This window comes from Nocardia sp. CC201C, from assembly GCF_030010695.1.
Taxonomy (GTDB): domain Bacteria; phylum Actinomycetota; class Actinomycetes; order Mycobacteriales; family Mycobacteriaceae; genus Nocardia; species Nocardia otitidiscaviarum.
Window position 1 is genome coordinate 1 of record NZ_JASCXP010000694.1, and the last position, 1,789, is coordinate 1,789.

Here is a 1,789-nt window from a genome sequence, read left to right on the forward strand (position 1 = left end):
GGGATATCGCACCTGGGTGCGAGCGCCCCGGGCCCCCCCCCCCCGCCCCCCCCCGGGCCCCGGACACGGGCGGGGGACGGCCGATGCACGAAACACCGGCGCGGTACGCCGCACCCGCGCCGCTGGCGGGGGATCTGCGTTCCGCCGATGAGCGGGACCGGCCCAGCCGCAACGATTCCCTGGTCGCCCAGCTGAGCACCCTCACCGGTGGTCCGGTCGGCGATCACGCCCTGATCGGGCGGGTGCGGTTCTGGACGCCCATGCGGGTGCTGTTCGCCTTCGCGGTGATCTTCCTGGCGCTCGGCTGGGGCAGCAAGGCCCCGTGCATTCAGCAGACCGTCGACGACAACGGCGTGATCGGCCTGGACTGGAACGACGGCCGCCAGTACATCGCCATGTGCTACTCGGACACGGTGCCGCTCTACGGGGCCGAGCGCCTGAACGAGGGGGCGTTCCCGTACAAGAAGCAGTGGACCGAGACCGGGCCGGACGGCGAACCGCAGGTGCGGTACATGGAGTATCCGGTGCTGTCGGGCCTGTACCAGTACGGGTCCATGCAGGTGGCCAAGACCTGGGATGCCGCCTCCCAGCTGTGGGGTCTGCCGGGCGCGCTGCAGGTGGTCATCTACTTCAATGTGGTGGCGCTGGGCCTGGCCATGGCCTGGCTGGTGACGGTGTGGGCGACCGCGCTGCTGGCCGGTCGCCGGGTCTGGGATGCCGCCCTGGTGGCGTGCTCACCGCTGGTGCTGGTGCACGCGTTCACCAATTTCGACGCTCTCGCAACGGCTTTCGCCGCCGGCGGCCTGCTGGCCTGGGCGCGGCGACGGCCGGTGCTGGCGGGGGTGCTGCTGGGTCTGGGCGGTGCGGCCAAGCTGTATCCGCTGCTGCTGCTCGGGCCGATCCTGGTGCTGTGCCTGCGCGCCGAGCGGCTCGGGGACGAGGGCTATGGCACCTCGCTGTCCTGGCATCGCCTGGGCCCCATGCGTTCCGGGCTGACCGCCGTCGGCGCAGCGGCCGGAACCTGGGTGGCGGTGAACCTGCCCATCGCGGTGCTGTATCCGAAGGGCTGGTGGGAGTTCTTCCGGCTCAATACCGAACGGCACGCCGACCCGGATTCGGTGTACAACGTCATCACCTCCTTCACCGGCTGGGCCGGCTTCGACGGCTATCTGAAATCCGGTGAGTCGCCGTCGATCCTGAATCTGGTGTCGCTGCTGCTGTTCCTGGCCGCCTGTGCGGGCATCGCCTGGATCGCGTTGACGGCGGCGCGGCGGCCGCGCCTGGCGCAGCTGGCCTTCCTGGTGGTGGCGGCCTTCCTGCTCACCAACAAGGTGTGGAGTCCGCAGTACTCGCTGTGGCTGGTGCCGCTGGCGGTGTTGGCGCTGCCGCATCGGCGAATCCTGTTGGCGTGGATGACAGTCGACGCGCTGGTGTGGGTTCCGCGGATGTACTACTACCTCGGCGAGGACCGCAAGGGCGTGCCGGAGCAGTGGTTCACGGGCACGGTGATCCTGCGCGATATCGCGGTGATCGCGCTGTGCGTGCTGATCATTCGGCAGATCTACCGGCCCGCAGCGGATCTGGTGCGCCGCGACGGGGTGGACGATCCGGTGGGCGGCACGCTCGATCACACCGCGGATCCGGTGTTCCCCTGGCTGCCGCGCCCGCTGCGGCCCCGACCGGGCCGGGTCGTCCCGACCACGTGAATCGCGCGATCGGGTAGCGGTCCGGGCTCCACTGCGGCACAGCCCCGTCAGCACGCATCCGGACACGCCACGAAACCTCCGCC

Annotated in this window: 1 protein-coding gene; it reads left to right on the top strand. The window is 70.4% G+C overall.

Annotated features, from left to right (window positions below; genetic code table 11):
- The first annotated feature begins 83 nt into the window (after window positions 1–83).
- Window positions 84–1,706 (top strand): glycosyltransferase 87 family protein, encoded by a 1,623-nt coding sequence (locus QK444_RS35990; protein ID WP_282786552.1) that lies wholly within the window; start codon window positions 84–86, stop codon window positions 1,704–1,706.
- The last annotated feature ends 83 nt before the right edge of the window (window positions 1,707–1,789 follow it).